This is a genomic window from Flavobacterium zubiriense, from assembly GCF_041729725.1.
GTDB lineage: Bacteria > Bacteroidota > Bacteroidia > Flavobacteriales > Flavobacteriaceae > Flavobacterium > Flavobacterium zubiriense.
Window position 1 is genome coordinate 49,592 of record NZ_JBCFQL010000009.1, and the last position, 23,422, is coordinate 73,013.

The 23,422-nt window shown below is 31.6% G+C and carries 18 protein-coding genes; 7 read left to right on the forward strand and 11 right to left on the reverse strand.

Annotated elements, in window-relative coordinates; genetic code table 11:
- Positions 1-8: 8 nt before the first annotated feature.
- From AAGV28_RS09460 to AAGV28_RS09480, 5 genes are all read right to left on the reverse strand, one after another.
- Complete coding sequence (locus tag AAGV28_RS09460) at positions 9-749, reverse strand: glycosyltransferase (protein WP_373406572.1); 741 nt, start codon at positions 747-749, stop codon at positions 9-11.
- 51 nt (positions 750-800) lie between these two features.
- Positions 801-1,619 (reverse strand): 3-methyl-2-oxobutanoate hydroxymethyltransferase, encoded by an 819-nt coding sequence (gene panB, locus AAGV28_RS09465; protein ID WP_373406573.1) that lies wholly within the window; start codon positions 1,617-1,619, stop codon positions 801-803.
- Between the two features lie 464 nt (positions 1,620-2,083).
- Positions 2,084-3,412, reverse strand: coding sequence for a rhamnogalacturonidase (locus AAGV28_RS09470; RefSeq protein WP_373406574.1), 1,329 nt, complete (start codon positions 3,410-3,412; stop codon positions 2,084-2,086).
- A gap of 501 nt (positions 3,413-3,913) precedes the next feature.
- Positions 3,914-5,209, reverse strand: a complete 1,296-nt coding sequence (locus tag AAGV28_RS09475) for an APC family permease (RefSeq protein ID WP_373406575.1) — start codon at positions 5,207-5,209, stop codon at positions 3,914-3,916.
- Between the two features lie 260 nt (positions 5,210-5,469).
- Positions 5,470-6,072, reverse strand: coding sequence for a YciE/YciF ferroxidase family protein (locus AAGV28_RS09480; protein ID WP_373406576.1), 603 nt, complete (start codon positions 6,070-6,072; stop codon positions 5,470-5,472).
- A gap of 300 nt (positions 6,073-6,372) precedes the next feature.
- On the opposite strand from AAGV28_RS09480, the gene AAGV28_RS09485 reads away from it, so the two are divergent.
- The 7 genes from AAGV28_RS09485 to AAGV28_RS09515 all read left to right on the forward strand — a co-directional run bounded on the left by AAGV28_RS09485 (position 6,373) and on the right by AAGV28_RS09515 (position 17,100).
- Positions 6,373-6,531: a hypothetical protein gene (locus AAGV28_RS09485; RefSeq protein ID WP_373406577.1), complete on the forward strand. Its 159-nt coding sequence runs from the start codon at positions 6,373-6,375 to the stop codon at positions 6,529-6,531.
- Positions 6,532-6,551: 20 nt separating this feature from the next.
- Entirely contained in the window at positions 6,552-6,890 is a 339-nt protein-coding gene (locus AAGV28_RS09490) for a hypothetical protein (protein WP_373406578.1), read from the forward strand.
- 441 nt (positions 6,891-7,331) lie between these two features.
- Positions 7,332-10,565 (forward strand): CheR family methyltransferase, encoded by a 3,234-nt coding sequence (locus AAGV28_RS09495; protein WP_373406579.1) that lies wholly within the window; start codon positions 7,332-7,334, stop codon positions 10,563-10,565.
- Between the two features lie 104 nt (positions 10,566-10,669).
- Positions 10,670-11,347, forward strand: a complete 678-nt coding sequence (locus AAGV28_RS09500; RefSeq protein ID WP_373406580.1) for an SRPBCC family protein — start codon at positions 10,670-10,672, stop codon at positions 11,345-11,347.
- 477 nt (positions 11,348-11,824) lie between these two features.
- Positions 11,825-14,101: an NADP-dependent malic enzyme gene (locus AAGV28_RS09505; RefSeq protein WP_373406581.1), complete on the forward strand. Its 2,277-nt coding sequence runs from the start codon at positions 11,825-11,827 to the stop codon at positions 14,099-14,101.
- Between the two features lie 381 nt (positions 14,102-14,482).
- The gene (locus tag AAGV28_RS09510) at positions 14,483-15,313 is read left to right on the forward strand and encodes an HAD family hydrolase (RefSeq protein ID WP_373406582.1); all 831 of its coding nucleotides are present in this window, start codon (positions 14,483-14,485) and stop codon (positions 15,311-15,313) included.
- 527 nt (positions 15,314-15,840) lie between these two features.
- Entirely contained in the window at positions 15,841-17,100 is a 1,260-nt protein-coding gene (locus AAGV28_RS09515) for an OmpA family protein (protein WP_373406583.1), read from the forward strand.
- Positions 17,101-17,398: 298 nt separating this feature from the next.
- Here AAGV28_RS09515 and AAGV28_RS09520 read toward each other — a convergent pair whose 3' ends face one another.
- The 6 genes from AAGV28_RS09520 to AAGV28_RS09545 form a co-directional block, all read right to left on the reverse strand.
- A complete protein-coding gene (locus AAGV28_RS09520) occupies positions 17,399-18,286 on the reverse strand; it encodes a carbon-nitrogen hydrolase (protein WP_373406584.1) in 888 nt (295 codons plus the stop codon).
- Between the two features lie 107 nt (positions 18,287-18,393).
- A complete protein-coding gene (locus tag AAGV28_RS09525; protein WP_373406585.1) occupies positions 18,394-19,281 on the reverse strand; it encodes a DUF808 domain-containing protein in 888 nt (295 codons plus the stop codon).
- Between the two features lie 453 nt (positions 19,282-19,734).
- On the reverse strand, positions 19,735-20,100 hold the full coding sequence (locus tag AAGV28_RS09530) for a hypothetical protein (RefSeq protein ID WP_373406586.1): 366 nt from the start codon (positions 20,098-20,100) through the stop codon (positions 19,735-19,737).
- 548 nt (positions 20,101-20,648) lie between these two features.
- A complete protein-coding gene (locus tag AAGV28_RS09535; protein ID WP_373406587.1) occupies positions 20,649-20,843 on the reverse strand; it encodes a hypothetical protein in 195 nt (64 codons plus the stop codon).
- Between the two features lie 95 nt (positions 20,844-20,938).
- Entirely contained in the window at positions 20,939-21,535 is a 597-nt protein-coding gene (locus AAGV28_RS09540; RefSeq protein ID WP_373406588.1) for a nitroreductase family protein, read from the reverse strand.
- A gap of 283 nt (positions 21,536-21,818) precedes the next feature.
- Positions 21,819-22,907, reverse strand: a complete 1,089-nt coding sequence (locus AAGV28_RS09545) for a PAS domain-containing sensor histidine kinase (RefSeq protein ID WP_373406589.1) — start codon at positions 22,905-22,907, stop codon at positions 21,819-21,821.
- Positions 22,908-23,422 lie beyond the last annotated feature (515 nt).

Here is a 23,422-nt window from a genome sequence, read left to right on the forward strand (position 1 = left end):
TATTTTTATTATTTTTTAGTATATTTTTTTTTGATGTTGTACAAATCAAGCCAAAGCTTAAAAAAATAAGTAGGCTTTACTTTTGAATTTCCTTTTTCTATCCATGAGTTAAGTGGAATTTCTTTCATTTTTAATAGTGCATTTTCTTTTCCAAAATGATTAAGCATTCTAAAAAACAATTCCACATCAAACAGCCATTTCGAAATAAATTCTTTTTCGAATAAAAGTTGCGCAATTTCTTTTGTAAAAACTTTACAGCCACATTGTGTATCATATACTTTGATATCTAAAATATTTGAAATGAATGTAGCAACAATTCGACCTATTAGAAATCGACTGTTTTCCCTTTCGATAGTAGAACCTATTTTTCGTATTCTTGAACCAAAACAAAAAACGATATCATTCTCTAAATTATTTTCTACAAGCATGAATTCCTCCAGTGTTGTAGCTAAATCGGCATCAAGGTAACCTATATATTTAAAATTAAATTCTTTTATACAATATTGAACACCTTGTCTAACGGCTTCGGCTTTTCCCACATTTTTTTGCAATGGTAGTAGTTCAATTTGTTTAGGATATTTTTGTTTTAATTGCTCTAATAGTACAAGTGTATTATCCGTAGAACCATCATTTACAAAACAAATTGTAGCTTCCGGATAATTTTCTAAGAAATTAGAATACTCATTAGTGAAAGCATTTTCTTCGTTATAACAAGGAATAACTATAAAAGTATGTGGAGTTTGGAGCATTAAATCTTTTGTTGATTGGTTAAATAATGATTCACAATAACTTATAAATAATTAATATTGTTCTTTCTCGTTTGGAAAATCTGATGATTTTACATCGTTCACATATTGACTAATAGCCGAAGTCATCCCTTCGAAAAGATTCATGTATCTGCGCAAAAATCTCGGACTAAATTCATTGTTCATTCCCAGCATATCGTGGATAACTAATACTTGGCCATCCACTCCTGAACCTGCGCCAATCCCAATTACAGGAATAGAAATGCTTTCGGCAATTTGTTGGGCTAATTTGGCTGGTATTTTTTCTAAAACTAAAGAAAAACAACCTAGTTTTTCTAATAGTTTTGCGTCTTCAATTAGTTTCAGTGCTTCTTCTTCTTCTTTGGCTCTTACAGTGTAAGTTCCAAATTTATATATAGATTGTGGTGTTAAACCCAAATGTCCCATTACAGGAATTCCAGCGTTTAATATTTTTTTGATGGATTCTTTAATTTCTTTACCACCTTCTAATTTCACGGCATGACCACCGCTTTCTTTCATAATTCGAATGGCAGAGCGTAAAGCTTCTTTTGGATCCGATTGATAACTACCAAAAGGCAAATCGACTACTACTAAAGCTCTTTCTGCTCCTCTTACTACTGAAGAAGCATGATAAATCATTTGGTCTAATGTAATTGGCAAAGTAGTTTCGTGTCCCGCCATTACATTAGAGGCTGAATCGCCCACAAGGATTACATCGATTCCAGCAGAATCAACAATTTTAGCCATTGTAAAATCATAAGCAGTTAACATGGAGATTTTTTCTCCGTGTGCTTTCATATCAATTAAGGACTTTGTTGTAATTTTTTTATAGTCTTTTTTCGCTGTGGACATAATCGTAGTTTTTGAAGCTGTAAAAGTAGTAAAACAAATTTGGATGAGATATATAACGGATTACTAATCTTTCAAATGGTTTTCATACTATTCTGTTTCACATTTTTCTTATAACCAATTGTTGGATTTGTTATCTGTAATACCAAATATCTAATGTCCAGAAATAAGAGTAATCACAATTTCTTTAGTTGCTTTTACCGAATTATACCGTTTAGAAATATATATTGGTCTTATGGTGTATTAGAGCGCAGTCGAGAATCATTATTAGATCCCGAATGCGCTCGATGTGACAAAAAAAAAAATTAGACTTTTTTATAGGTCTAATTGGTATTAAATGCTGAAAGAGTAGAATAATAAAAAATATTTGAGGAGTAATTGCATGAAAAAATGGTTTTTAAAAAAGCCAAAGGGCATAATAATGATATTATACCCTTTAATGATTAGAATTTCTACAAGTAAAGTAATTATTTGATTACTTTATTATTAACAACTACATTTTTAAGTTTTAAGCCTTTGATAATACTTTTATCAATAGCATCATTTTTAGCTTCTATTTTTAAATTTTCAAAAGTAAAGTTGGTTAATTTATCATATTCTGTGATTTTCATATCATAAAAAACATCACATTTGATGTTTATATTTCTCATAGTAATATTATCACAATACGATAGTGGAACATCTGTTCTGCCTTTTAAATCAAAAAATTGCGTCCAAGGTTTTACATAAATCATACTTTTAGCATAACCAGTAATGTTTTCAACGGTAATGTACTCATATCTTTGAGGTGTGTCTGGACGCATTTTCAACCATAAAAGACGTACGGCATTGTTAACAGTACAGTTGCGAACAATGATGTTTTTGTTATGAATGGCTTCACTACCAGAAGTTAGCGCACCGTGACAAAATCCGAAATCACAATTTTCGATAATAATATTTTGGTTTCCGCCATTGCTGGCATCTTTATCCGCCCAAGGTCCTTTTCCTCCTTTTAATGCAATAGCATCATCATTTACAGCCATGTAGCAACCTTTAATCAACATATTTGTACAAACATCAATATCAATAGCATCTGTACTTGGAGCTTTTACTGGTTCGTGTGGAGAAAAAATGTGTACGTCAAGTATTTTTACATTATTACATTGGTAGTAATGGCTGGTCCAAAAACCCGAATTGTGTAGTCTTACGTCTTGAACCTGAACGTTATCACATTTCCAGATGAATACTAAACGTGGTCTGGAAACTTCAAGATTAGTACATTGTGGATTTTCTTTTCTTCTTTGCCAGAATGCTTCCCAAAATTTCAATCCGTTTCCATCAATAGTACCTTTTCCTGTAATGGTAAATCCGTTAACTCCATAAGCGTTTATTAAAGCAGCAAAATATTCAATGCTTTGACCTTCAATTCGAGAAGGCATATTTGGATAGTCATTGATATTATCAGAACCTTTTAAGATGGCACCTTCGGTTACATGTAAATGTGTATTGGCTCTAAAAAATAAAGCACCACTCATGAAAGTTCCTTTTGGAATCACAACAACTCCACCACCATTTTTGTATGCTTCGTCAATTGTTTTTTGGATCGCCGCCGTTTGTACAATAGTACTATCGTTAACTGCACCATACTCGGTAATAGAGTAAAATTTACCTAAATCGCTTGGATTAATTTTTGTTGCATCTAAAAACCAATCTGGAATTTTTGTTCCATCAGGAAAAAGATCTTTATTGTTTTTTTGCGAAAATGTTTTTGGAGTAATTGCTAGTAAAGCAAGAATAAATAAACAGATTTTTTTCATTTTTTTAAATAAAGGTTAATAAAGCTTGATGTTCACAAAAAGAATGCCCTTTTAATAGGTGAATTTATTAAAGACGATTCAATTTTTGTAATTAACGAAGATAAGAAAATGGAAAGCAATTGTTCATCCTGCATGGCAGGCAGGATACTTTATAGATAAGAATTTAACCATTATTTGGCTTGGCAAACTGAAAGTCTGCGAGGTTGGGAAGAAAATTCAACCGCAAATTCGCAAATTATTTTTCACTTTCGAAGTCTTTAAATTTGCGAATTTGCGGTGAATGTTTTTAGAAGTTTAAAGGAAAACACACTTTAACTATTTTTGAGACCAATAAATGGATATATAGCTTTGATTAGTGAAATTAAAGCCCATTGTATTTCGTGTAAATTGTTTATGAATCTGTTTAAAATTCATCAAAATTAATTCCCCAAACCCTAAAGGGTGTAATTTTGATAAATTTCGAATAATATTTACACCTTTTAGGGCAGGGGAAAAGAAATTTTATTTTTTCTTCGAAAAGTAAATCAAAGCATAAATAACAGATAAAACGCCAATTGCAATCAACGTTCCAATGATTTCGTTTTGAGTTAAATTCGATAAAAAATAAAGAATAATACTGATGGAGATTATTGGAATGGTCAGTCCGCCAGGAATAGAAAATTCATCTGGTTTTGATTTTTGAGTATAACGCAATTTGATTACGGCTAAAACAACTCCTAAATAAACAATTAATATCGAGCTGCTGGCAATGACTACCAAACTTTCAAAACTTCCTGTAATGGCAATAGTAAAACCCAGTAAGGCATATACAATAATAGCAATGTAAGGAGTGGCAAACGAAGGATGAATTTTAGCCAGAGCTTTTATCGGAATCACCCTGTCGCGACCCAAGGCATAAAGCGTTCTGGGATTGTTTAGAATATCGCCACTTAAAAAACCAAACATTGAAATGGCAGCTCCAATAGTTAGAATGATAAAACCAATTGGACCAAAAATTACATTAGCCGTAGCAGCAAGTGGAGTAGCGGTAAATTGCGGTAATTGGTTTCCTAAAACTCCCTGAGCTACAGTTTGAATAAGCATATAAAGAATAACAATTGCCGAAATACTAATAAAAATGGCTTTTGGAATTGTTCGTTTGGGGTTGATGACTTCGCCTGAAACCACTATTCCAGACTCACAGCCTTGAAATGCAAAAAACAAAATAAGAGATGCTTTTCCTAGTTGCTGAATATCAGGAAAACGTTCTATAATTAAGTTGTTTATAGAAACTGCTTGCCAACCAAAAATAACCAATAACAACAAAGGAATTAGTTTTGCAATTGTATTGATTTTCACCAAACCAATACCTTGTTTAACACCAATGACATTGACAAAGGCCAAACCAAAAAAGACGACTGTTAAAAATAGAATTCGCATCCAGACTAGTTCAAAAACAGGATGTGTTGAACCTAAAACATCTACTAAAGCGTTAGAAACAGCAGCATCTGCTAATAAAGTTCCTGATACGGTAAAAACGCCTGCTAGAAATCCCGCATAAGGACCAAAAGCCGTTTCGATATACGAATAAACACCTCCAGTTTGTGTTACTTTGCTGGATGCTTCTGCAAAACACAGCATGATAAGTGCCATTAAGAGTCCACAAAAAGCATAAGCAATAATACTTGAAGCTCCCATTGATGCCGCAACAATAGCGGGTAAAGCAAAAATTCCTGCGCCAATAATTACATTCATGATATTAGCCGACAAACCAAATACACCAATGGTTCTTTTAAATTCTTCTTCCTGTTGTATCATTAATTGCTGTGTTTACTTTGAATTTGCTTCTAAAAAACGAAGTTATGGAAAATAATTTTTTAAGCAACAAAAGAAAGGAAATTCAAATTAAAAATTGAGGTTTTGGTGAAAATGATGAAAAATAATTTGAGCTTATTAAAAAAAAAATCAAAATTTTTCAACACACTTTTCTACTGATACAGTTAATGAAACACTATTACAAAGAAAAAACCTGTAATTTATTAAAATCACAGGTTTTGTAAATGAAGTTGAGTTGAAATCTACTTTTCATCCTCTTCGTTTTCATCCTCTGAAGCTGCTTCAAAGTTGATGTTGTTGTAGGCTACATCAGTCAAAAGCGTATCAGCTTCTTTTTCTTCTTCTAAAGTTTGTTGCAACAAAGCCAAAGCTTCATCTTCTCCTAAAGTTTGAGCATAAGCTGCCAAAGTTCCATAAGTGGCAATTTCATAATGTTCAATTTTTTGTGAGGCAGCTATAATTCCAGCATCTCTTACAGGACCTTCCTGAGTTTCTTCGATAATGCTTTCACCTTCTTTGATTAGGCCTTCCATTGCTTCGCATTTTTTTGCTGTTGCTTTTTCACCTATTAGTTCAAATACTTCTTCTAATCGGGAAACTTGTTCTTCAGTAACTACAAGATGGTCATTAATAGTATTGATAAGATTTTCTGAAGTAGCTTTTTTAGCCATTTTTGGGAGCGCTTTTGTCAAAGCTTTTTCTGCCCAATAAATGTCTTTTAATGAATCTACAAATAATTCTCTAAGACCTTCTGCTGCCGAAGATTTTGCATTTCCTTTTGATTTGGATTGTGAACCAGCAGTTTTAGTTTTAGTTTCTGCGGTTGTGCTTTTTGATGTTTTCATAACTTTTAAATTAAATTAATACTATCCCAAAAATAACCACATACTACTACAGCAATTTATATAATTCTCGTTACAAATTATAAAATTAGCACTAGCTATGTAATTTACATGTGTAAAGTATAATTATATAATTTATAAGATATTGTGCATTTTTTCAATGCCAAATATAGTAGTGTAAATGAACACAATTAGGCTGCTGTAAAAAACATGGTAATCATGTAAGTATACATTGATATTATATAAAATCTAGCTTCTGTTTACTTATACATTTACAATTATTAATTCTAAAAAAATAAAATTATGAGTACTCCAAACAAAAAAAACAGCGGTACAACAGCGACAAAATCATCAGATAAAAAAACTGATGTAAAAGAGACCTCTTCAAAAAGTGGCTCAAAATCATCTGATGATGCAAAAAAAGAGGATGCAAAAAAAACAGAGAAAAATCAAAAAAAATAACCCCTTAAAACTACCTAATTATGAGTATAGAAGAAAGAGAAAATTACAATCAGGATGATCAGTATTCTCAAAAAAACGCAAATCAATATAACGAAAATGATTTAGATTCTGGACCATTAGACAATTCAATTACGAATGAAGAAGAACAGAATATCAATCAGGATTTTAATGTAGATGATTTTGACAATAAGGACACTCTCGATAGTGAGAATGATATTGAAGAAGAAGATTTACTAGAAGACGAAGAAGATTTTGATGAAGAAGAACCGCTTGTCGATGAAGATGATCTTGAAGGTGAAGATCATTCAAATGAGGATGATTTCGATAATACGGATCCTGTAAATCCACGCACATTTTAATACATTAATAAAAATAAAAAGGCCGCTTAATTTCAAGCGGTTTTTTCTATTAAGTATCAAAAAAACTAATAGTTGAGCTAGAAACTAATAATTAATGAATAAATCAATATAAGATTAACTCGTTGGGTGAAATTGTTTTTGGATATTAAATTTTCGTCAGTTCGAGTGAATTTTCAGAAAACGCGATAGCTTTTTCGGAAAATTTGTATCGAGAACAAGAAAATATTGAATAAAAAACGGTTCTCGATACATTTTTCGCTTCATTTCATTACGCAAAAAACACTCGAACTGACGTTTTTGATAATTTCACCTAACGGGTTAAGATTATTTAAAAATAACTTCATTACGACTTTAAAACTTTCGACTTACTTATATAAATTTAATGGTTTTTTTATTGTTAAAATTTTATGCTTTTTTTGATTTAACTATACATAATACATTATGGCTGTTCTCGATAAAAAAATAAAAAAAAATGCACTCAATTTTCCTGTTGTAGGCATTGGAGCATCTACAGCTGGAATAGATGTTTTAAAAAAAATACTTTCAGAAATTTCAGAGGATTCTGGAATGGCATATATAATTGCACAACATTTTTCCTCCCATATTTCTAGTAGTCTGCCCGAAATATTATCTGATTACACAACTATTCCAGTTATCGAAATTATAAATGATGTAAATCTTGAGCCCAATCATATTTATATCATTCCTGAAAATAATGTATTAACAACAGTAGATGGAATTTTAATGCTTAAACGAAATATCAGGAGCGAAAGACTACACAACAATATTGATGTTTTTTTTGAATCTCTAGCTGAAGTTCACAAGAGGTTTATAATTGGGATATTACTTTTTTCCGATATTGCTTTTGATGGAGCACTGGGATTTAAAAAAATTAAAGAATCAGGAGGAATTACGATTGTACAAGATCCTAAGACAGCAGTATTTAAAGGGATATCTCAAAGGTTTGTAGAAAATTATTTTGCAGATTATGTATTGGCACCAGAAAATATTCCATCACATTTACTGGAAATTCAAAAAAAAGATATAACCAATTATACTTGTAGTGATGAGGAAAATATCCCTCAAAATGAAGAGGAAATACTCGCTAAGATTATTGATTTTATTTTTTTAAGGACAGGAAATGATTTTCACGGCTATAAACATCCCACGATAAGAAGACGAATTGCTATAAGAATGGTGATCCGTCAAAAAGAAACTTTAGAAAATTACTATAATTTACTCCAAATTGATAAAAAGGAACAGGAAATTTTATTTAATGATTTCCTGATTTCTGTAACATATTTTTTTAGAGACAAGAAATCTTTTGAAAATTTAACTAAAATTGTCTTTCCATTATTAGTCAAAAATACAATCGATGATACACTTAGAATTTGGGTAGCCGGATGTGCTACGGGCGAAGAAGCTTACTCTCTGGCAATTTGCCTTCACGAATATTTGTTACAAACCAATAATGAAGGAATAAAAGTTCAGATTTTTGCTTCAGATTTATCTGAAAAATGCATTACAAAAGCCAGATCTGCCGTTTATTCTGATTTGGATATTCAACAAATATCAGATGAAAGATTGCAAAATTACTTTGTAAAAAATAATGGTGAATACCATGTTAAAAAAGTAATTCGCGATATGTGTGTTTTTGCTGTGCATAATTTTGTAAAAGACACTCCGTTTGCCAGAATGGATTTAGTTAGTTGTCGTAACGTACTAATTTACTTTAATTCAACATTGCAAAGCAAGGCTTTAGCATCTTTTCATTATTCGCTTAAGGACAAGGGAATGCTTTTTCTGGGAAAATTAGAATCGGTAACTAATGCTCCAGATTTATTTGAAAATATAGGAAAACAAGAAAAATTTTATGTTCGTAAAATTGTTCCCAATAAAAATGTACCTGAAACATTTAGACCAGCTCAAAAGAATTTCTTAGAGAAAATTAAAACCTCTAAATTGAAAACCATCCCGGAAATCGATTTTCGAAAAATTGTGTCTGATATTTTATTTTCAAAATTCACACCAGTGAGTGTCATCATCAATGAGCATCTGGAAATAGTTCATTTTCATGGAGATACCAGTCCTTTTTTATCTCCATCGCCAGGAAAACCTAGTTTTAATATTTTAAAAATGGTTAACGAAGGCATTAGTTCCGAATTACAAAATGCTATTTTAAAAGCAAAAAGCGAAAAAATAAACATAAGAAAAGATAATATTCCAATTAAAAAACATTCCTATCTGGTTTCTTTTGAAATACTCTCACTTCAAAATGACGAAGAACATCTTATGGTTCTTTTTTACAAGGAAGGGACTGAAAAAGAGCCTGAAAAGAAAGTAATACAAAATAATCAAGATCAAAAACGTATTGAGGAACTAGAGCACCAGTTGTCCAAAGAGAGGGAAGCTATTAAACAAATGATAGCAGAGCAACAAACTACTTTTGAAGAACTTCACGCCATAAATAAAGAATTAGAAATTGCAACACAAGAATTTGAGTCCAATAAAGAAGAGTTGAAATGTGTTCATAATGAACTTGAAAATAATCAAAGGCAATTGATAAACATACATGATTATGCTGAGTCAATTATTAAAACTATTCATGAACCGTTACTAATTATTGATAAACATTTTACTATTAAGAGTGCTAATCCAGCATTCTATAAGCTCTTTAAAACAACGGATATTGAAACGGAAGGTCGTATCTTTTTTGAAATTGGAAATTCTCAATGGGATATTTTGGAATTTAAAAACCAAATTACAAAAGTGATTAATAATCAAGAAATTATTGAGAATTTTAAAGTAGAATTGATTTGTGCTGGTAATGGAAAAAAAACAATGATGGTTAATGCCCGCCCACTGCAAAATTCCATCGAGGGTTTAATTCTCATTGCCCTTAATGATAGTACTGATTTACTTAATGCTAATGAACTATTGACGGTCAAAAATTCGGAAATACAAAAATACAACAATCAATTAGAGAAATTCACTACAGCAGCTAGTAATGATTTGCAGGAACCGCTTCGTAAAATTCACATGTTTAGTAAAAGAATTTTTGATAACGAAAAGAATATGAGTGAATCTGGCAGACATGATTTAGAACGTGTGCAATATTTGATAGTAAACCTGAGCCAGTTAATAAATGACGTTATTGATTATTCGAAAGTAATTTTTCTGGAAAAAAAATATATAAAAACGGATTTGAACAGTCTTTTGAAAAAAAACATTAAGGATTTAAAAGACGTTATTATTAAAAAAAATGCTGTAGTTTCAGTTATGTCGTTTCCAGAATTAAACGTTATTCCGAATCAAATTCAGCAACTATTCACCAATCTAATAACGAACTCCATAAAATATTCCAAAGAAGACGTTGTTCCCGAAATACAAATTGAAACCCAACAACCTTCCAGTGAGGAAATTATTGAAATAGGAGGGAATCCAGAAATTGACTACGTAAAAATATGTGTGATTGATAATGGAATTGGTTTTGACAAAGGTCATGAATCCAAAATTTTTGAACCATTTTACCGATTACATACTAATAGTTATCAAAAAGGAAGCGGGTTGGGACTTACTTTAGTAAAAAAAATAGTTGCCAATCATCGAGGGTTTATAAAAGTTATTAGCGAAATCAACCTTGGTACCACTATGGTTATTTATATTCCAGTATAAATTTTTAAAGTACCTGATAATTATATAATTAATACGATCAATTATGTAAAATACGCACTTTACATCCTTATAAATTTGACATTATAAACTTAAAATATTTACTCATGGAAGCAAAAACAACAGCTGCAATGCCAAATCTACCTACACCAAAGCTAAAAACCAATGTGTCAACACTGGAGAGAATAGCAATGGTTACAAGTGGCGCTTATTTATTATACAAAGGAACTACTCAAAATGAAAAAAACATTGGAAAAATTACCGCTGGAAGCGCAATGCTCATTCGAGGTTTTTCGGGATATTGTCCACTATATGATGCTGTAGATCATCTAAAAAATGACAAGGCCTCTAATGTCAATATTCGTCTAAATAGTGTTATTAATAAACCCGTTAGCGAAGTGTATGCTTTTTGGCGTGATCTCGAAAATTTACCAAAATTCATGAATCATCTCCAATCTGTAGAAACAATAAACTCAACCCTTTCAGAATGGAAAGCCAAAGGTCCCGCTGGAATAGGAAGCTTAACATGGAAGGCTGAGATAATAAAAGATGAAAAAGAAAGACTTTTGAGTTGGCAATCTATTCCTGAATCAACAATTAAAAATACAGGAAAAATTATATTTAAACCAAAGGGACAAACAACAGAAATGGATATAACAATTTCTTACCATGCACCTTTGGGAATTGCTGGAGAAGCGGCAGCAAAATTTCTTAATCCGTATTTTGAAAAATTAATAAAAGACGACATCATGAATTTCAAAACGTATATGGAATCCAGCCACTAATTGCAACAAACTTTAAATCTAGGATTTAATATTTTCTAATTTGCAAGCGGTGTGAGGTTTAAAAAAGCGGTGATAAATCAAGTTTATCACCGCTTTTTTTTGTGATAAATAGAATAAGATAATGACTCATTCTGAAACATCGCCAGTTATACAAAATAACACAAATTGGAATGTCATACTATCCCACGAGTCTGCCAGAGGCAGATGAAATTTGTGTAATTTTTTTTAGAATTACTAAAATCTGTGCAAATTAGTGTAATTCGTGTCAAAAATATAACTCTTGCATTTGCCTTGATTGTTTTGTCTTCAAAAGCAGTACATGCCAATAAAATTATTTATCTTTCGGCAGTTGCTTTTGGACTAACAATAGAACCAGATTGTTATAAGTTAAATGGTTGTTTTTATAATAATTAACAATTATTACACAATCAAAAGACAAATTAGAATTAAGAATTATTAAATTTTATAATTGAATTTATGAGTAAAGAAAAATTAAGAAGAGACGCCTTATTATACCATGCTGAACCACAACCTGGAAAAATCAAAATAGTACCTACAAAACCGTATGCCACACAACGTGATTTAGGATTGGCCTATTCTCCAGGAGTAGCTGAACCTTGTTTAGAAATTGCCAAAGATGTGAATAATGTCTATAAATATACTGCCAAAGGAAATCTGGTAGCGGTAATATCTAACGGAACTGCGGTTTTAGGATTGGGAGATATTGGTCCGGAAGCTTCTAAACCGGTCATGGAAGGAAAGTCGTTATTATTTAAAATTTTTGCTGATATTGACAGTATCGACATTGAATTAGACACCAAAGATGTGGATAAATTTGTTGAAACGGTAAAAATAATGGCGCCTACTTTTGGAGGAATTAATCTAGAAGACATTAAAGCGCCAGAAGCATTTGAAATCGAAAGAAGACTTAAAGAAGAATTGGATATTCCGGTGATGCATGACGATCAGCATGGAACTGCAATTATATCAGCGGCTGCCTTATTAAACGCATTAGAAATTACCAATAAAAAAATTGATGAAGTACGCATTGTAATAAGTGGAGCAGGAGCTGCAGCTGTTTCTTGTACTAAATTATATAAAGCTTTTGGTGCCCGTGCTGAAAACATTGTGATGTTAGACAGTAAAGGCGTAATTAGAAGTGACAGAGAAAATTTATCTGTTGAAAAATTAGAATTTGCCTCAGACAGAAAGATTGATACTCTGGAAGAAGCGATGGTCGATGCCGATGTTTTTATAGGGTTATCCATTGCCGATGTTGTTAATGCTGAGATGTTGCTCACCATGGCAAAAGATCCAATTGTTTTTGCAATGGCAAATCCAGATCCTGAAATTGGTTATGAATTAGCGGTGCAAACCAGAAAAGATATTATCATGGCAACAGGACGTTCCGATCATCCTAATCAAGTGAATAACGTTTTGGGATTCCCCTATATTTTTAGAGGTGCACTGGATGTTAGAGCAACAAAAATCAATGAGGCTATGAAAATGGCTGCCGTTAAAGCTTTAGCCGAATTAGCAAAAGAATCTGTGCCTGAGCAGGTAAATATTGCTTATGGAGAAACGCGTCTGACTTTTGGTAGAGATTATATTATCCCTAAACCTTTTGATCCAAGATTGATTTATTCAGTTCCTCCAGCCGTGGCTAAAGCGGCAATGGATTCTGGAGTTGCCCGCATTGCAATTGAAAATTGGGATAATTATAAAGAAGAATTATTGTTGCGTTCAGGTAATGATAATAAGGTAGTTCGAATGCTTCACAATAGAGCAAAAACAAATCCTAAAAAGATTGTATTTGCAGAAGCAGATCAACTGGATGTTTTAAAAGCAGCCCAAATTGTTCTAGAAGAAGGAATTGCTATACCGATTTTATTAGGTCATAAAGAAACCATTTTAGAGCTTAAAAATGAGTTAGACTTTCATGCTGATGTGGTAATTATTGATTCTAAAGATGCTGAATCTAAGGAAAAAAGAACCCAATATGCAGAGAAATATTGGAACAATAGAAAAAGAAGTGGAGCCACTTTATACAGTTCTCAGTCAAAAATGAGAGAACGAAATTATTTTGGGGCGATGATGGTTCTGGAAGGTGATGCTGACGGAATGATTTCGGGTTACACCAGAGCATATCCAACGGTTATAAAACCTATTTTTGAAGTGATTGGAAGAGCTGCGAATGTGAAAAAAGTGGCTACAGTTAATATTTTGACAACAGAAAGAGGTCCAATGTTTTTAGCAGATACAGCAATTAATATCGAACCAACAGCAGAAGAATTAGCAGATATTGCCCAAATGACGGCAAATGTGGCTAACACTTTTGGTTTTGACCCGGTTATTGCGATGCTTTCGTATTCTAATTTTGGTTCATCATCACATCCTAATGCTGCTAAAGTTAGAAAAGCAGTTAAAATTTTGCACGAAAATAATCCAGAATTAGTAGTGGATGGAGACATTCAAACGGATTTTGCTTTGAATACCGAATTATTGCAAAAGACTTTTCCTTTTTCAAAATTGGCAGGTAAAAAAGTAAATACGCTTGTTTTTCCAAATTTAGAATCAGCGAATATCACTTATAAATTGTTGAAGGAGTTGAATAAGTCAGAATCTATTGGACCTATTATGATGGGACTAAGTGAAGCGGTTCATATTCTTCAATTAGGTGCCAGTGTGAATGAAATTGTAAATATGACTGCAGTAGCTGTAATTGATGCTCAGGAGCGTATAAAAGCAAGATAAGTTAACCCGTTTGTGTAGTTAATAATTGATGATAATTTTCGTCACTTCGAGTGATTTGACGAGGCGAATCGTATCGAGAACAAGAAAAAAATCATTAAAAACGGTTCTCGATACATTTTTGGCTTCATTTCATTACGCAAAAAAACTCGAACTGACGTTTATGATAATTTCACCCAACGGGTTAAAAGTATAAAATAACTGAAATAAAAAGTAGTAAACGAATACGCTAGAATCAATCAATTAACATTTTAATTTGCTATTTGGTTTATGAGTAATCATATAAAAATAGCACAACGTTAATTTGCTGTTATTTCAACAATTATTTGGTATGTTTTCTTTGTGTTTTGGATATTTTTGTATTTAATTAGAGTAAAATAAAATATGATACAAGAAAATATAAAAGTGATTATAAGCGATTTAGACGGAACATTACTAAACAGCGATCACCGAATTTCAGATTTTACCAAACAGGTTTTTAAGGAATTGCATCAACAAAATTATTTGATAATTATTGCTACAGGGCGTCATCATCTTGACGCTATGCCTATAATTGAGACTTTAGGTTTTCCAATTTATTTGGTTACCTCTAATGGAGCTCGAATTCATACCCCTAGCAAGGAGTTACTTTTTAGAACAAATATGGAAAGTAGTGCTGTAAAATCAGTTTTAGAGATGGATATCCCAGCAGAATTTACTACTGTTCTTTTTAAAGAAAACGTCTGGCAAACTAATAAACATAACGATAAATTACTAGAATTTCAAACCGAACTCAATTATGTCCCTGAATTAGTAAATTACAAAGAAGTGACAGATTATGATGTTATTAAGATTTTTTTTACTCACGAAAGTCACGGAAAATTAGTAGAACTGAGAGAAACAATTCTTGAAAAACACCCAGACATTTTTAGTCATGCTTTTAGTTTGCCACACTGTTTGGAATTTATGGACAAATCAGTAGATAAAAGTGTTGCAATAGCACAAATTTTAGCAATTGAAGGTTATCAATTTGATCAGGCTGTTTCTTTTGGAGATGGTTATAATGACGAAGGAATGTTGAATACTTCTGCAAAAGGTTTGGTAATGGGGAATGCTCCTGATAGTTTGAAAAATAAATTATCCCACCTTGAAGTTATTTCTAACAATCATAAAGACGGAGTTGCAAACTATTTGGTAGAGAAACTATTAAATAAGGTGGGTTTAATTGCTAAATAGAATTTAGAATCTCTATTACCATTTTGAATCTTTATGATAAAAAAGTCTCAGCTTAGCCATATCAAATGCAGAAAAAATGTTTTAGATGACTTTAAAACTTGTGTTGTTTGCAATGATTCCAATAAATTTAAGATTGCAAAGGTTAATAGAAAATTAACCGTTGGGTGTAATTAGTTTTTGATGATAATTTTTTGTCAGTTCAAGTAATTCGCCACGGAGAATCGTATTGAGAATAAGAAAAATTTCATTAAATACGGTTCTCGATACATTTTTGTTCCTTCCCGAAGAGTCGATTCTGAACAAAAAAACACTCGAAATGACGTTTTTAATAATTCTAACTAACGGCTTAAAAAAATAATTTTAACTTTTGATAGTCAGAATGTTAGTATTTTTTTTTGTTAATATAATTAAGGGCTTTGTTAAAAACAGAGCCAAATATGTGGAAATTATATAACTTTAAAATAACAATTATCAGAATTATATGATTTATATTTGTGCAGATTTTAAAAACAGAAAATTAAATAATTATGAGAAAGAAAATTGCAACCGTATCCTTATTACTAATAACCTTCGCTGCAACGGCACAAAACATGGGAACAACTTCTACAGAAAGGTCTGTTGATGTAAATGCTTATAACAAATGGTCTATTGAATTGAATGCTGGTGTTAATAAAACAACTGGAGCAATGACTACAGGATTTTATACCGCAACGCCTAATTTATTTCATGCAGATTTAGGAGTACGATATATGTTTAACCCAAAATTTGGATTGAAATTAGATTTTGGATACGATAAATTGAAAGAAGGTAATGAATCTTTTGCTTTTGATTCTAATTACTTAAGAACTGATTTACAAGGTATAATTAATTTAGGTAGAGTTTTAAATTTTGAAACTTGGACTAATAGAATAGGTTTATTAGGACATGGAGGTTTTGGAGTTTCAATGCTAACATCAGATGGATTTAATGGAGAAGATTATATGGCTAATGGAATTGCTGGATTAACTACTCAATATCGTATATCTAATTCTGTTGCTTTAACAGCAGATTTTACTGGGATTATCAATGGTAATCAGAGTTATAATTTTGATGGGATGTCACAAACTAACGCAAAGGCTTTTAACGGAAGTATTTTTAATGCTTCATTAGGTCTTACTTTTTACTTAGGTAAAAATGAAAAACATGCTGACTGGATTGGGGATTCAGATAAATACGATGCTTTAGAGAATAGAGTTGAATTAATCGAAACAAGTCTAATCGATTCTGATAAAGACGGTGTTGCTGATTTATATGATTTAGAACCTAATTCTGTAGCTGGTGTTGCTGTTAATACTAAAGGACAATCTATTGATAACAATCAAAATGGTGTTCCAGATGAATTAGAAAGCTATTTAGATAAAAGATTCGCACAAAACAGTAATACTAATCTAAATAATAATACAGTTGAAGAACTAATTAATGGTGGTTATGTAAATGTGTATTTTGATTTTAATTCTTCAAAACCAACAAACGCATCTTTATCAGGAGTTGACTTTTTAATCAAATATTTGAAAAACAATCCATCTAAAAGTGCAGAGATCATTGGATATGCAGATGAAGTTGGAAATTCAAGTTATAACCAAACATTATCTCAACAAAGAGCTGAAGCAGTAAAAAATATTGTGACTAATGCTGGAATTGACGCATCAAGATTAACTGTAAAAGGGAATGGCGAAGACAATTCGGTTAATAAAAATTCTCCAGAAGCACGTCAAATCGTAAGAAGAGTTACTTTTAAAGTAAATTAATTTTATAAATAATAATAGAAGGCTGTTTTAACTATGTTGAAACAGCCTTTTTTTTGTTTTATATTTTGGCTCACATAAAATGAGACAGTTATTATAATTGAGAATCCAGTGTAAAATAGCTATTAAATTTATGTTACAGACATGTAGTAGTAAGCATGATAGGATGAAGCAGTTGTTTTTTACTTAATTTGTTATAAACTAGGAGGTCTTTTTTCTAAAAAATAAAATGGACTAAAGCAATCGCTCTAGTCCATTTTTTATTTTTAAAGTTTTAATAAAAGAATTGGTGTGCCAAAACTTAATCAATGGCTCGTTTTGTAATATCTCCAAAAGCATCAATTCGTCTATCTCTAAAGAACGGCCAGTTCTGGCGAACGTTTTCTTGTAAGTCCAAATCTACTTCGGCAATTAAAATTTCTTCTTTATCGTGTGAAGCTTGAGCTAAAATTTCACCTTGTGGACCAGCAATAAATGAGGCTCCCCAAAATTCAATTCCAGCGGTATCAGGTAAATACTGTTCTAAACCAATTCTATTGGCTGCAGCAACATACACTCCATTAGCTACAGCGTGTCCTTTCATTACATTCATCCATGCACCGTATTGGTTTTCTCCGTATTGTTCTTTTTCTTTTGGATGCCATCCAATTGCTGTTGGATAAAATAAAACTTCAGCTCCTTTTAAAGCGGTTATGCGAGCTGCTTCGGGATACCATTGATCCCAACAGATTAAAGTTCCAATGTTCCCTTTTTGTGTTGGGTTGTTTTTAAAACCTAAATCACCTGGAGTGAAATAGAATTTTTCGTAAAAAGCAGGATCGTCTGGGATGTGCATTTTTCGGTACAATCCGGCTTCGGTTCCATCGGTATCAATAATGTAGGCACTGTTATGATAGATTCCTGCCATTCTTTTTTCGAAAAAAGGTACAATTATTACCACTCCTAATTCTTTGGCTAATTCGCTAAATGCTATAAAAGAAGTGCTATACAAGGGTTCTGCCAATGCAAAATTGTCTACATCTTCACTTTGACAGAAATAATGACTGCTGTATAATTCAGGCAAAGAGATTACTTCAGCACCTTGTCCAGCTGCATCACGAACCCAACTGATACATTTTTTTAGGTTGTTTTCGGCAATATCATTTAGATTCAGCTGTATTACAGCAATTTTGTATTTTTTGTTGGGCATGGTAGTATTTTTTAGACTGCAAAAATAGGTATTTTTATGAAGAGTAGAAGTACTAGAATTTAGAAAAAATTACTGTTTTTACTTATTACATTTCTTTTTTAATAAGATTACAACAAGCTATTTGAATTATTCTTACCCAACATTTTTTTGAAAAGATTTACAATTCCCAATACCACAAATCCAAAGAGTAGTCCAAGAATAAATTCTTTTACAATAGAAGGCAATTGTTCAGCAAAATGATGCAAAAAATCAATGTTGTGTGCAAAGATTCCTCCAGAAACTAAAATTAAAGCAATAGTTCCAATAATAGACAAACTTTTGATGACTTTTGGTAAGGCTTTCACTAAAATTGTACCTATAGATTTTGATATACTACGTTCTTTAGTACTCATAGCAATAAGTTTTAGTCCCATTTCATCCATTCTAACAATTAAGGCAACTATTCCATAAACTCCCACAGTTGCTATAATTGCGATAATAGAAACCACAGCAATTTGTGTGCTTAAAGGTTCTTCTATTACAGTTCCTAATGCAATAATTACAATTTCTACCGACAAAATAAAATCGGTCACGATAGCCGATTTTATTTTTTCTTTTTCCATAGATAAAACTTCAGCTTCAGTGTAAACAGGCATTGTTAAATCGGTCGTTTTATGTTGACGATGAAATAAGAATTCGTATATTTTTTCGGCACCCTCATAGGCTAAAAATAATCCGCCTAAAACTAAAATAATGATGATAGCCACAGGAAAAAAAGCGCTGAGTAAAAAGGCTATTGGAAGAATAATTAATTTATTGAAAAATGAACCTTTTGCAATGGCCCATAAAACAGGGATTTCTCTTGACGAAATAAAACCAGAAGCTTTTTCGGCATTTACAGCTAAATCATCTCCTAAAATTCCAGCCGTTTTTTTTGCGGCAACTTTACTCATTACTGCAACATCATCCATTATTGCTGCGATATCATCTAATAGTGCGAAAAAACCTGATGCCATAAAATATTTTTTTAAAAATAATCCTGCGAAGCTACTATTTTTTGGTTTATCGTATTTATAAAAAAAGATATTTTTTAGTTAAAGCTTGTGTAAGATCTCTTCTTTCAATTTAAATCTGTTGAAGAACTTGTTTTAAATAAGAAAAATTACATCGATAAGCTCAATGTACCAGAAATAATACAGGGCTAACACACGAGTTTTATTTTTGCCACGAATTACACGAATTAGCACAAATAGAATTGTTTCTAAAATAAATTATACAAATTTTTATCTGCTTTTGGCAGATTTGTGGAATATTATAACATCCAAATTAGTGTTATTTCGTGTAATTCGTGGCTACTTTTTTTATTTTTTGAACTGCTGCGTTTGCCCTGGAAATAATACCCGAATAATGTATTTGAATAAAATTTCAACTGGTTCTTAATTTTTTACAAAAAAGTGGCAACAAATTATTCATTCATCTAATTTCATATTCCCTCTGTCCTCCTTATTATCAGGATGTGAATTTGGATAACGATTTGGAGTAATGTCAGAATTCAGGTCTTTATTTTCCACCGTTTTCATAGCTTCTTTATCTGTTGTAACTCCACGTTTAGCATTCGGATTATCTGAATCAATTTCGTTTGAAAGCATTTCAGGATTTTCGCTTCCATTCCTTGCTCTGTCAACAATAATTTTATTACCATCAACATCAGTATCCACTTCTTTGTTCAGTTTTGAATCTGTTAAAGCAGCGTCATCAGAAATGTTTTTATTGTTCGATTTTTCTATGTTGTTTTGTGTTTCATTTCTGTTTGATTCCAAATTATTCGTTTCCATAAATGTCTTTTTTATTATTACTAGTTTTAAATTGAAAAACGATGTCGTTTAAACATAGCTTTCGGTTTAAAGAGGAAGGTATTTGTCTAAAACAAACCCTTGTTTAGTGACTGCATTGACCTAGCAACACCCAAAGAATAATAAAAACAATGATGGTTCCAAAACATCCGCCACCTATTTTTTTTGCGCCGTAGCCTGCTAAAAGTCCTCTAAATAAATTATTCATATTATATTTCGTTAAGTTGCTATTTAATTTAGTATCACTAAACTTCAATAGCTAAAGTACGGGATTTAATTAGCGTCTAATTTATATAAAAACTAGAAAAAGTTTCAAAATTCGTACTTCTTAGTAAGCTTCACAGGCGATTCTATTGTTACCGATTGGTATTGGTTGCTTATTGTAGTTGGAACAAAGTCAGGAGACTTCTTATATTATTTAGAAATATAAAACAGTTTTTTTTACCCCGCCCGTCCCGAGTAGTCGGGATCGGGACTCTCCAAAGGAGAGGGCGCCTAAAAAATGGACTGTTTTATATTTCTAATTGGTATTACTTTTTCTCTTCATTATTCAGTTTATCATCCATATCAGGTTCTTCCCCTTTAAATTTTTGAGTGTCAACATCATAATTTTCGTCGTTTGTTAAAACGGCATCATGATCTTTGTATTGATGTTTTCTCATATCGCTTCTGTTATCTTCACCTTTTTTGTTTGGCGTTTTCGGATTTTGATTGTTCTTCTTCATAGCTGTAATTTTTAAGTTTCAATAAAATTATCGCTTCGCTATGACTATTCCTTACAACATTATCCTTAAAGGTTACAGAATTCAAAACAACAATTTTAAATTGTTTCAATTACACTTTCTTGTGATCTTCTTAATTTCGGGCTGATTTCAATTCGATTGAAATCGTCTTCTGAACCGTAACCAACAGCCATTGCAAAAAGGGGTTTGTATGCGGTCATGTTCAAAATATCTTGGTATTTATCGGTTTCAATGCCTTCCATTGCTGTCGAATCTAAACCTAATGCAATACAAGCGGTCAAACCCACTCCCAGTGCAATATAAACTTGTTTAGAAAGCCATATTTTTAAATCGGTTTCGGGTGTATTTGCTTTAATTTGATTGTACCAGTCTCTTCTGGCTGGAGGAAATTCATTCACTACTTTTTGAAAAGCATCCAGATCATCAGCAACACTAAAAACAATTAATAACTGTGCTTGGTTTATTTTTTCGGTATTGTGCATCGAAACCGAAGCTAATTTAGCTTTGATTTCTGGATTTTGTACAAATGTAAATTTCCACGGCTGAATGTTTATCGAAGAAGGAGTGAGGCGTAAAATTTCTTTTAAATCCTCGATTTTTTCTTGTGGTAGAACTTTATCAGTGTTGTATTTCTTTGCAGTATATCTTTTTTCTATTAATTCTAAAATATTCATCACTTTACTTTTAAACGTTTATTAATGCAAAGTTAAGTCAATAATAGTTTTGTACAATTAGATTGCACTAAGAGTAAAACGTATTTTGTAACTGTGTGCTTAACTGCATTGACCTACTAAAAATCCTTTAGATTCGGGACAAACAGTCCGAATTGTGGCTGTGTTTTTCATTTTTAATTTATAGTGCTTCAATTATAGATTTTCAAACTTAGCCCATTTTTCGTAGCCTTTATCGCTTAAATGAACACCATTTACTTAAATCCCAGTGATTGGGATTCTATTTTTAGTCTTTGAATGTTATTGTAAATTTTGCGCCTTCGTTTATTTTACTTTCAACTTCAATTCGACCCCCTAAATTAGTAATGTGGTTATAAATTAAGTAAAGTCCTATACCGTTGCTATCAATGTGATTGTGAAATTTTTGGTGCAAACCAAATATCTTATCTTTCACTTTTTCCATGTCAAAACCCAATCCATTATCGGAATAGATTAACTGCCTTTTTTCATTTTCTTTTTGAGAAGTAATAGAAACAGAAGGGAAAGTGTCTGGTTTAGAGTATTTTATTGAATTGGTAATCAGGTTTAAAAAGATGCTTTTTAGGTATTCTTTATTGAAATTAATTTCGGAAACTGCCGAGAAATCAATTGTAATTTCAATTTTAGAATTGACTATTAAAGAGTGGATAGAAAGTAATACTTCGTTTAAAATTTCATTTAAGTTTAATACTTCAATAGAAGTCGTTAACTCCTCTTTTTTGCTTAATTCATCTACAGATTTTTTTAAAGTTTCTCTTAAATTCTCTGTTGTTATTTTTAGGATATTTATAAATTCAAGGGTTTCTTCGTCATTAATTTTAGAAGTATCAATAAGGTCAAATACAGATAGCAAATTATTTACAGGAGACTTTAAATCATGTGAAGTGGTGTAAGTTAAGTGCTTGAGGTCTTTGTTGTTTTTTGTAAGGTTAGCAAGGAGTATATTGCGCTCTTCTTCAATTCTTTTTTTGTGTGTAATGTTTTTAGCAATAGCATAGACTAATTTTTCCTCTTCAACTGGCATAGAGGTCCAGGATAACCATACAATCTGACCAGTTTTAGTTAAATATCTATTTTCGAAATTTAGCAGTGGTTTGTTTTTGTAAACTTCTTCTCTGGTCTCAAGTGTTATTTTAAGATCTTGAGTGTAAACAAAATCATGTATGGGACGGGCATACAATTCCTCCTCAGAATAACCTAACAATTTTGAAACGGCGGGATTAATTCTCTTAAAGTATCCATCAAATCCAGCAATACAAATTAAATCAGCTGAAATTTTAAAAAAATTATCAAAATGATACTCCTTATCAGAATTAGGATTTTTATTTTTTGTCATTGACATTGAAAATTATTGCTAATTTGATATTTATATCAATTCCTATTCAAAGAATTATTTGTGGAGGAATGATAGTTTTCAAATTTAACTAATAATTTTTTTAGAATTGAAGTGACAGCCTAATTAAATTAAATATTTTTTAACAAATATGACTTTGCTTTCAAAGGTTTTATTACCACCAAGTCAAGAACATATTCTGGAGTAGTTATTGTTATTAAGAATAACTCGTTGGGTGAAATTGTTTTTGGATATTAAATTTTCGTCAGTTCGAGTGAATTTTCAGAAAACGCGACAGCTTTTTCGGAAAATTTGTATCGAGAAGAAGAAAATATTGAATAGAAAACGGTTCTCGATACATTTTTCGCTTCATTTCATTACGCAAAAAACACTACCATTGACGTTTTTGATAATTTCACCCAACGGGTTAAGAATAATGAAATTCATGCTATAAGTATGATTGGGTCAAGCATAAACTTGTTTTACGCAACATGTAAAAATGTAAAAAGACTTCTGCT

Excerpts from the sequence above, each read along its gene's own strand:
- AAGV28_RS09460 (WP_373406572.1), bottom strand. The coding sequence starts at position 749 with ATGCTCCAAACTCCACATACTTTTATAGTTATTCCTTGTTATAACGAA.
- panB (WP_373406573.1), bottom strand. The coding sequence starts at position 1,619 with ATGTCCACAGCGAAAAAAGACTATAAAAAAATTACAACAAAGTCCTTA.
- AAGV28_RS09470 (WP_373406574.1), bottom strand. The coding sequence starts at position 3,412 with ATGAAAAAAATCTGTTTATTTATTCTTGCTTTACTAGCAATTACTCCA.
- AAGV28_RS09475 (WP_373406575.1), bottom strand. The coding sequence starts at position 5,209 with ATGATACAACAGGAAGAAGAATTTAAAAGAACCATTGGTGTATTTGGT.
- AAGV28_RS09480 (WP_373406576.1), bottom strand. The coding sequence starts at position 6,072 with ATGAAAACATCAAAAAGCACAACCGCAGAAACTAAAACTAAAACTGCT.
- AAGV28_RS09485 (WP_373406577.1), top strand. The coding sequence starts at position 6,373 with ATGAGTACTCCAAACAAAAAAAACAGCGGTACAACAGCGACAAAATCA.
- AAGV28_RS09490 (WP_373406578.1), top strand. The coding sequence starts at position 6,552 with ATGAGTATAGAAGAAAGAGAAAATTACAATCAGGATGATCAGTATTCT.
- AAGV28_RS09495 (WP_373406579.1), top strand. The coding sequence starts at position 7,332 with ATGGCTGTTCTCGATAAAAAAATAAAAAAAAATGCACTCAATTTTCCT.
- AAGV28_RS09500 (WP_373406580.1), top strand. The coding sequence starts at position 10,670 with ATGGAAGCAAAAACAACAGCTGCAATGCCAAATCTACCTACACCAAAG.
- AAGV28_RS09505 (WP_373406581.1), top strand. The coding sequence starts at position 11,825 with ATGAGTAAAGAAAAATTAAGAAGAGACGCCTTATTATACCATGCTGAA.
- AAGV28_RS09510 (WP_373406582.1), top strand. The coding sequence starts at position 14,483 with ATGATACAAGAAAATATAAAAGTGATTATAAGCGATTTAGACGGAACA.
- AAGV28_RS09515 (WP_373406583.1), top strand. The coding sequence starts at position 15,841 with ATGAGAAAGAAAATTGCAACCGTATCCTTATTACTAATAACCTTCGCT.
- AAGV28_RS09520 (WP_373406584.1), bottom strand. The coding sequence starts at position 18,286 with ATGCCCAACAAAAAATACAAAATTGCTGTAATACAGCTGAATCTAAAT.
- AAGV28_RS09525 (WP_373406585.1), bottom strand. The coding sequence starts at position 19,281 with ATGGCATCAGGTTTTTTCGCACTATTAGATGATATCGCAGCAATAATG.
- AAGV28_RS09530 (WP_373406586.1), bottom strand. The coding sequence starts at position 20,100 with ATGGAAACGAATAATTTGGAATCAAACAGAAATGAAACACAAAACAAC.
- AAGV28_RS09535 (WP_373406587.1), bottom strand. The coding sequence starts at position 20,843 with ATGAAGAAGAACAATCAAAATCCGAAAACGCCAAACAAAAAAGGTGAA.
- AAGV28_RS09540 (WP_373406588.1), bottom strand. The coding sequence starts at position 21,535 with ATGAATATTTTAGAATTAATAGAAAAAAGATATACTGCAAAGAAATAC.
- AAGV28_RS09545 (WP_373406589.1), bottom strand. The coding sequence starts at position 22,907 with ATGACAAAAAATAAAAATCCTAATTCTGATAAGGAGTATCATTTTGAT.